This window comes from Granulicatella sp. WM01 (assembly GCF_004570605.1).
Lineage (GTDB): Bacteria > Bacillota > Bacilli > Lactobacillales > Aerococcaceae > WM01.
On sequence record NZ_SPPB01000071.1, the window covers coordinates 1 to 7,653 of the forward strand.

At 29.1% G+C, this 7,653-nt stretch carries 9 protein-coding genes; 5 read left to right on the plus strand and 4 right to left on the minus strand.

Annotation, left to right across the window (positions count from 1 at the left end; all coding sequences use genetic code 11):
• Positions 1-133: helix-turn-helix domain-containing protein (locus E4T68_RS10010; RefSeq protein WP_135125751.1), on the minus strand; the 133-nt coding region annotated here is incomplete at its 3' end.
• 238 nt (positions 134-371) lie between these two features.
• On the opposite strand from E4T68_RS10010, the gene rpmH reads away from it, so the two are divergent.
• The 4 genes from rpmH to jag all read left to right on the plus strand — a co-directional run bounded on the left by rpmH (position 372) and on the right by jag (position 2,508).
• Entirely contained in the window at positions 372-506 is a 135-nt protein-coding gene (gene rpmH, locus E4T68_RS07835; RefSeq protein WP_135125773.1) for a 50S ribosomal protein L34, read from the plus strand.
• Positions 507-584: 78 nt separating this feature from the next.
• Positions 585-947: a ribonuclease P protein component gene (gene rnpA / locus E4T68_RS07840; protein ID WP_135125774.1), complete on the plus strand. Its 363-nt coding sequence runs from the start codon at positions 585-587 to the stop codon at positions 945-947.
• A 5-nt stretch (positions 948-952) separates the two neighbouring features.
• A complete protein-coding gene (yidC, locus tag E4T68_RS07845; RefSeq protein ID WP_135125776.1) occupies positions 953-1,765 on the plus strand; it encodes a membrane protein insertase YidC in 813 nt (270 codons plus the stop codon).
• A gap of 17 nt (positions 1,766-1,782) precedes the next feature.
• Positions 1,783-2,508 (plus strand): RNA-binding cell elongation regulator Jag/EloR, encoded by a 726-nt coding sequence (gene jag / locus E4T68_RS07850; protein ID WP_135125778.1) that lies wholly within the window; start codon positions 1,783-1,785, stop codon positions 2,506-2,508.
• Between the two features lie 276 nt (positions 2,509-2,784).
• Here jag and E4T68_RS07855 read toward each other — a convergent pair whose 3' ends face one another.
• The 3 genes from E4T68_RS07855 to murB are packed head-to-tail and all read right to left on the minus strand — an operon-like array spanning position 2,785 to position 4,425.
• Positions 2,785-3,198 (minus strand): DUF1934 domain-containing protein, encoded by a 414-nt coding sequence (locus E4T68_RS07855; RefSeq protein ID WP_135125780.1) that lies wholly within the window; start codon positions 3,196-3,198, stop codon positions 2,785-2,787.
• Entirely contained in the window at positions 3,198-3,527 is a 330-nt protein-coding gene (locus E4T68_RS07860) for a metal-sulfur cluster assembly factor (protein ID WP_135125782.1), read from the minus strand. Before E4T68_RS07860 ends, E4T68_RS07855 begins: the two co-directional genes overlap by 1 nt.
• Positions 3,514-4,425, minus strand: coding sequence for a UDP-N-acetylmuramate dehydrogenase (gene murB / locus E4T68_RS07865; RefSeq protein WP_135125784.1), 912 nt, complete (start codon positions 4,423-4,425; stop codon positions 3,514-3,516). Before murB ends, E4T68_RS07860 begins: the two co-directional genes overlap by 14 nt.
• A 286-nt stretch (positions 4,426-4,711) precedes the next feature.
• Here murB and glmS point away from each other — a divergent pair, with 286 nt between their 5' ends.
• The gene (glmS, locus tag E4T68_RS07870) at positions 4,712-6,508 is read left to right on the plus strand and encodes a glutamine--fructose-6-phosphate transaminase (isomerizing) (RefSeq protein WP_135125785.1); all 1,797 of its coding nucleotides are present in this window, start codon (positions 4,712-4,714) and stop codon (positions 6,506-6,508) included.
• Positions 6,509-7,653: the final 1,145 nt, after the last annotated feature.

A 7,653-nucleotide genomic window follows, 5' to 3' on the forward strand; every position in this document is an offset into this window, starting at 1 on the left:
ATTTATGGCGATTCAGTAGTGTTGCAATTTTTGAAATAGTATAGCCCTCGTTTAATAATATTTCAATTTGACTTCTTTCTTTATCACTTAAGTGTTTATAGTGTCGTTTTGTGGTATAATGTACTTCGGACATGAAAATCTTCCTATCTATTTGGTTTGGCAACTTTAGTATAGCTGATTTTCATGTTTTTTTGTTTATTTTTATTTGTTGCACTTCATTTTACAACACGGGTAAATTTTAATAGTGTAAAAAAATAGGATTATTGTTAAAATATAATTGACAAAAAAGCGTAATTTTTTTATACTGTTAAAGACTGTCTGAATATTTTATATGAAAAGGATAGATATAGTTTCGCTAGGAGGAGAATTTCATGAAAAGAACTTACCAACCAAAAAAACGTCATCGTCAAAAAGTACACGGATTTCGCAAACGTATGAGTACAAAAAATGGACGTCGCGTATTAGCAAGTAGACGTCGTAAAGGTAGAAAAGTTTTATCAGCTTAGATCACTGTTAAAGTGGTCTTTTTTTTATACTAATTTTGATATATAATGTGATAAACATGAAAGATTGGATTTTAACGAGTGAAAAAAATATATAGATTAAAAAAAGAAAAAGATTTCAAACAGCTATTTTATGCTAAGCGTTCTAAGGCAAATAAGCAGTGTATTATATATTATCTGGAAAGAAAAAATCAACCTTATTTAAGAACTGGAATATCTGTAAGTAAAAAATTAGGGAATGCTGTTGTTCGAAATCGTATAAAAAGAAAAATAAGACGTGCAATTTATGAATTAAGAGAATTATTTTGCGAAAATTATGATATAATAGTAATTGCACGTCAACCAATGGTAGAGATGAGTGTTCATGACATAAAAAAAAGTTTATTACATGTTTTACATTTATGTCATCTAATAAAAAATAAACATAAAGTGGAGGAAGATTAATCATTATGAACAAAATAAAAAAAGCGATGATTTTATTATTTATGACGTTCATGTTAACAGCTTGTGGAAATGTACAAGAAGGAGAATTTAATTTATGGCAATCTGTAATTGATTTATTATCTGGTAGTATAAAATATTTAGCAAATGCCTTTAATGGTAATTATGCCGTAGGAATTATTCTTTTTACGATTATAACACGTATTTTACTATTGCCAATTTTACAATATCAAAGCAAAATATCACGTAAAACAGCAGAATTACAGCCGGAAATGAAACGATTAAGAGAACAATATTCTGCTCGTGATAGAGAAACACAAATGCAATTACAAGAGGCTATAAAAGAATTAAATGCTAAACATGGTGTTAATCAATGGGCGGGTTGTTTACCAATGTTGATTCAAATGCCAATTATGATTGCTTTATATCAAGCTGTAGGGGCAACAAAAGAAATTCACGAAGGTCATTTTTTCTGGGTTGAATTAGGTAAAGCGGATCCTTATTTTATTTTACCTATTTTAGCAGCTTTCTTTACATGGTTAAATTCTTATTTAATATTACAAGGTCAACCTAAAAATGCACAGCAAATGAAATTTTTACAGTTGTACTTTATGCCGGGAATGATTTTCTTTTTCAGTATCTCTGTCAACTCAGCACTTGCTTTATATTGGTTAGTAGGTAATATTTTTGCAGTTGTTCAAACTTTAATATTAAACAATCCATTTAAATTACGTCAAGAGCGTGAAGATAAATTAAGAGCAGAAAAAGCGAAAAAAAGAGCCATTAAACGTGCCATTAAAGAGGCAACGAGTAAAAAATAATAAAGGAGGATTTTATAATGGAAAAATTAGTTATTCAAGATAAAACCGTTGAACAAGCCATTTCAAAAGGATTAATTAAATTAAATATTACAAAAGATGAAGCAAATATTGTGGTTAAAGACGAAGGAAAAAAAGGTATTTTTGGATTTGGTCAAAAAGATGCTATTATCGAAATTTCAAAAAAAGAATCAATAATTTTAAATGATGTTAGTTATGTACGAGAAGAAGTAGAGATTGAACGTGTAGAGGAAATTGAAAAAATTGATGTGATTGAACATCATGATAATGAACATAGTGAGTTGTACCAGTTTGTTTGTCAGTATTTAAGTGAGGTATCTAAAGAATATGGTGCAGATATTACTGTTCAAGTTAAAGAAACGTCTAAAAAAATTATATTTCAAATTGAAACAGAAAAAGCAGGTCTGCTAATTGGAAAACATGGAAAAATTATCAATGCTTTACAAATTTTAGCGCAAACTTTAGTTTATCGTGATTATGAAAAGGCACCGATGGTAGTTGTGAATATTGGTGATTACAGACAAAAACGTGAAGAAAAATTAAGAGAAATTGCTGATAGAACGGCAAAACGTGTGTTAAAAACAAAGCAAGCTATCTTTTTAGAGCCTCTTCCAGCATTTGAGAGAAAAATTGTACATGCATGTTTAAGTAAATATGAGCATATTTCAACACATTCAGAAGGAAAAGAACCTTATCGCTACCTAGTAGTTTCTTTAGGAGAGTAGTATAAAAAAGTGTTGGTAAACTAAAAGTTTACCAACACTTTTTTTCGTATATCAAATAAAAATCCAAAATGATGTATTTTAGAAAGTAGTTTTTTTATAGATAATGAAATAATTTTAATATATATGTGATGCTATTAAATTTATGTTTATGAGTACCAGTTCTAAGAAAGTAAAGATTTAAAATAAGCGTTTCATATATATTAAAATATATAGAATACTAACAAATAAAAAATTATATGGTAAAAATTTTTTTCACTTTTTAGTTCCGTTTAATGATTAATGAATGGCATATTCCATGTTGTATTGTCCAAATAGTTCATTTTCATATAACAAATGATAATGTAAACTAATTTTTGTTATGTTGCCATGGTACATCGTAATGGATACTTTTTTTGTTACTATGTTCAATAACAATTGTCCTTGTGGAAGATGATAAGTTGTTTGTGTTATATTTTTTTCAGAAAAAATCATTTTTTTAACAGCATGATTTTGCCATAAAATAGTTAATGTGTTATCTAAAGGAGAATATTTTAGCGTGATACCATGGCTTTCTTTATCGTAATAACGTAAATAGTGTATATTATTTTTTATCACGTAATCCCCTTCATAACGATTGTTTATAGTGACTTTTTCATCACATTGTTGAATAGTTGAGATAAAGGAAATTGTAGTTTTGTTTTTTTGTGTCATTATCGAATCCCCAGTGCCATTCTAGCATAGCGTGACATTTTATCTTTTGTCCAAAGTGGTGTCCAAACAAGATTGACCGTCACTTTTTTGACATGCTCTAAACGTAATAATGATTTTTTGACGTCTTCCATAATAATATCAGCCAAAGGACAACCAACAGTTGTTAGTGTCATTGTTACAACACAGTGTCCATCATCTTCTAAATCAATGCCATACACTAACCCTAAATTAATAATATCAATACCTAATTCTGGATCAATGACTTGCTCTAAGGCATCTAAAATATCATTTTTAATCTGATTGATAATTTCTTGATTAATTTCGCTCATTTTCATCTCCAATAAATCTGACTTCTGTTTCTAAATCTACATTAAATTGTCTTTTTACTTCTTGTTGAACATAAGCAATTAAATGTTTATAGTCTGTAGCTGTTCCATTATCAATATTAACCATAAATCCAGCATGTTTTTTAGATACTTCCACACCACCGATGCGTTTACCTTGTAAATTGGCATCTTGAATGAGTTTTCCTGCAAAATATCCCTCAGGACGTTTAAATACACTTCCACATGAAGGATATTCTAGTGGTTGTTTTGATTGTCTTAAATGATTTAGCTCTGTCATTTTTTCTAAAATGCTTTCCTTATTGCCATGTTCTAATTTAAGAGTGGCTCCAATAATAATGTCAGTAGAGTTTTGAATAATACTGTAACGATAATCAAAAAGCATTTCATCATGAGTATAGCTTTTTAATTGTCCATTTTCGTCGATAACATGAACTGCTTCAACAATATCTTTCATTTCTCCACCATAAGCACCGGCGTTCATATAAATTGCACCGCCAACACTTCCTGGAATACCACAAGCAAATTCTAGTCCTGATAAAGATTGTTCACTAACTTGTTTAGATAAATCAATTAATGTCATGCCACTTGATACATGAACATAGGTATCTTCGAAACGAATATCATTTATATATTCTAGCATGATGACAATACCTTTTATACCAGTATCTTTGACGATAACATTACTTGCATTTCCTAATGTTGTAATAGGGATAGACTGATTTTTTGCCCAAATAATTAACTCAGATAATTCTTCTTTAGATTTTGGAAAAGCCAGAATATCTGCTTTTCCTCCAGTTTTTGTGTATGTATAAGATGATAAAGGTTCATCTACAAATAGTGTCATGGAAGAAAAATGCGTCAATAATTGATGTTTCCACATAAAAATTCCTCTTCTCTTAATGTAATACATCTATTATAAACATAAAAAAGGAATTTTGACAATGAAAGTAAAATATATTATCATGGTCATTAGCTTTCTACATAAACAAAAAAGAAATAAAAAAGCGCCAGGCCATATATATGGTGACGAGGAATGAGTTTATCGAAATATTCGGCGGATGACTCAAGGCTTAGTGAAGTCTACAGAATACAACAAAAAAACGTCAGTTAACAAATATGTATTCCCTCACTTAGAAAGCTATATTTTAATATATAGGAGGTTTTTTATGTGTGGTATAGTAGGATACATAGGAAATGAACAAGCACAACCTATTTTGTTAACAGGGTTGGAAAAATTAGAATATAGAGGATATGATTCGGCAGGTATTTATGTTGTTGAACATCAAAAAGGATACTTATTTAAAGAAGTTGGGAGAATTCAACAATTAAAAGAAGCAACAGATTATTCAATCTGTGCCACTTACGGTATAGGTCATACCCGTTGGGCTACTCATGGTGTGCCTAGTACACAAAATGCTCATCCACATCAATCTTTTGATAAACGTTTTACTTTAGTGCATAACGGAGTTATTGAAAATTACCAAGAATTAAAGGAAACTTATTTGTCACATGTGGTGCTACAAGGACAAACAGATACAGAAGTTATTGTATCTCTTATTGCTTATTTTGCTCAAGAAAAACAATGGTCGGCCAAGCAATCATTTCAATATGTATTGTCACTAATTCATGGATCTTATGCTTTTGCTTTGATTGATAATCAAACACCTGATGTTATTTATGCAGCAAAGCATAAAAGTCCTTTATTAGTAGGTATTGGTAGTCAATTTAATATGGTATGTAGTGATGCTATGGCAGGAATTCATCAAACACGTCAATTTATTGAGTTACATGATGGAGAATTTGTCACTTTGACGAAAGCAGATGTTTCTATTGAAAAAGATGGACACATTATTCAACGCCAATCTTATACAGCACAGATTGATGCATCAGATTTAGAAAAGGGAACGTATCCTTTTTATATGTTGAAAGAGATTGATGAGCAGCCAGCAGTGTTAAGACGAATTATTAAAGAATATACAAAAGACAATCAATTAGATATTCCAAATGATGTGAAACAAGCTATTTTGACATCTGATCGTATTCATATTATTGCATGTGGAACAAGTTATCATGCTGGTTTAGTTGGAAAATATTATTTAGAAACATTCGCACATATTCCAACAGAAGTTCATATTGCAAGTGAATTTTCATATCATCCACCATTGATTAGTGGAAAACCATTCTTTATATTTATTTCCCAGAGTGGAGAAACTGCAGATAGCCGTCAAGCGTTAGTAAAAATAAATGAGTGGAATTATCCAAGTTTAACATTGACTAATGTTAATGGCTCAACTTTATCAAGAGAATCTAACTACACACTATTATTACATGCAGGTCCAGAAATTGCGGTTGCTTCAACAAAAGCATATATTGCACAAATGGCAGTCTTATCTATTATTGCATACGCACTTTCACATGATACGCTAAAAGATGCATTTAATTTATCGTATGAATTATCTTTAGTATCAAATGCTATGGAAAGCATTATTAGTCAAAAAGATGACATTCATATTTTTGCAAAAACATATTTGAAAGATGCTAAACATGCCTTCTTTATTGGTCGGGGATTAGATTATTTGGTTTCTTTAGAAGCTGCATTAAAACTAAAAGAAATTTCATATATTCAAACAGAAGGATTTGCTGCTGGAGAATTAAAACACGGTACGATTGCTCTAATTGAGCAAAATACACCTGTTTTTACAATCATCACACAAGACGAAACATCGTTAAATACAAGAGGAAATATTCAAGAAGTTAAAGCAAGAGGAGCTAAAACATGTACATTTGTCATGGGAAAATTAGCAACGAAAGATGACCAATTTATCTTACCGGATGTTTCAAAATATCTAAGTCCACTTTTATCTATTGTACCTAGTCAATTATTGGCATATTACGCTACTTTAGAATTAGGTTATGATGTTGATAAACCACGAAATTTAGCTAAAAGTGTTACTGTTGAGTAAATAAAAGACGAGAGCATGCTCTCGTCTTTTTAATGAGGTTATGATCTAATCTTTTAAAATTTCTTTAAGAGCAAGATAATAAGCTACAGTATAAATTATAATTTGAGTATCTGAAAAGAAATAAGTTAACGGATAAGTTTCCACATAATATAAAATAATTGGGAGTAGTGGGACTGTTAAGAAAATAAATTTAGAATATTTTTTCATGTCTATCTCCATCTAAAATAAGATTCTTCGTAATGATATTAAAAACAGAGTGCTCTATTTATCATTATAATTATGTTAGCGTTTTTTTATTAAGGAATAAATAATATTATTTAATATCCACCGATTGGACCATGTATAGCACTCCAAATGCAAAAAATGATAAGAATAAGTAATGGAAAATAATAGAGATATTTAGCAATTGTTTCTAGTTTGCCATTATCTGCATCTTTTTTGATTTTTATTAAAAAAATGAAACATAAGCTAGAAGTAAATAAATTAAAAAATAAAAAATACATAGTTTTCCTCCGAATATAATCTAAAATTTTTAAATTATCTCAATTATTTGATTTCACAAGTCTAATAGTTTAGAGAGTTACTCTATTTATTTGTCTTTATATAGATTTTTTAATGAGAAAAATACATATATAAAGAATATACAAATAATGAATATAGATTCAGGGAAATGTATAATATTCCAAATACAATAAATTATAGTAAGGAGTACAGTAACATAGCAAAGATATTGAATTAATTTTTCTAATTTTCCATTACCCGAGTCTTTTTTTATTCTACCTAAAAAGACAAAACATATTTGCGAAACAAAGATATGAAAATATAAAAAATACATAATCTATCTCCTAATTTCTAGGATAACAATGATAAGGTCACTCATTTAAAATATGAAATTTAAGAATAACAGAGTAAGGTATACATTGGAATCCCCTTCTTTCAAGTAAATCTGTTTTTATTATATTACTATTATAGTATGTGGATAATATAATGTCAATTTAAAAAACGTTTTCTATATTGTTATATCAATCGAATGTGATAATGTCTTAAAGTAATCGAATGACAAAATGTCCCAAAATGATAAACTAGAGATATGAAAAGGATAGAATTAACAGTGAATGAAATAAAAAAATATAACGTCATCAAAG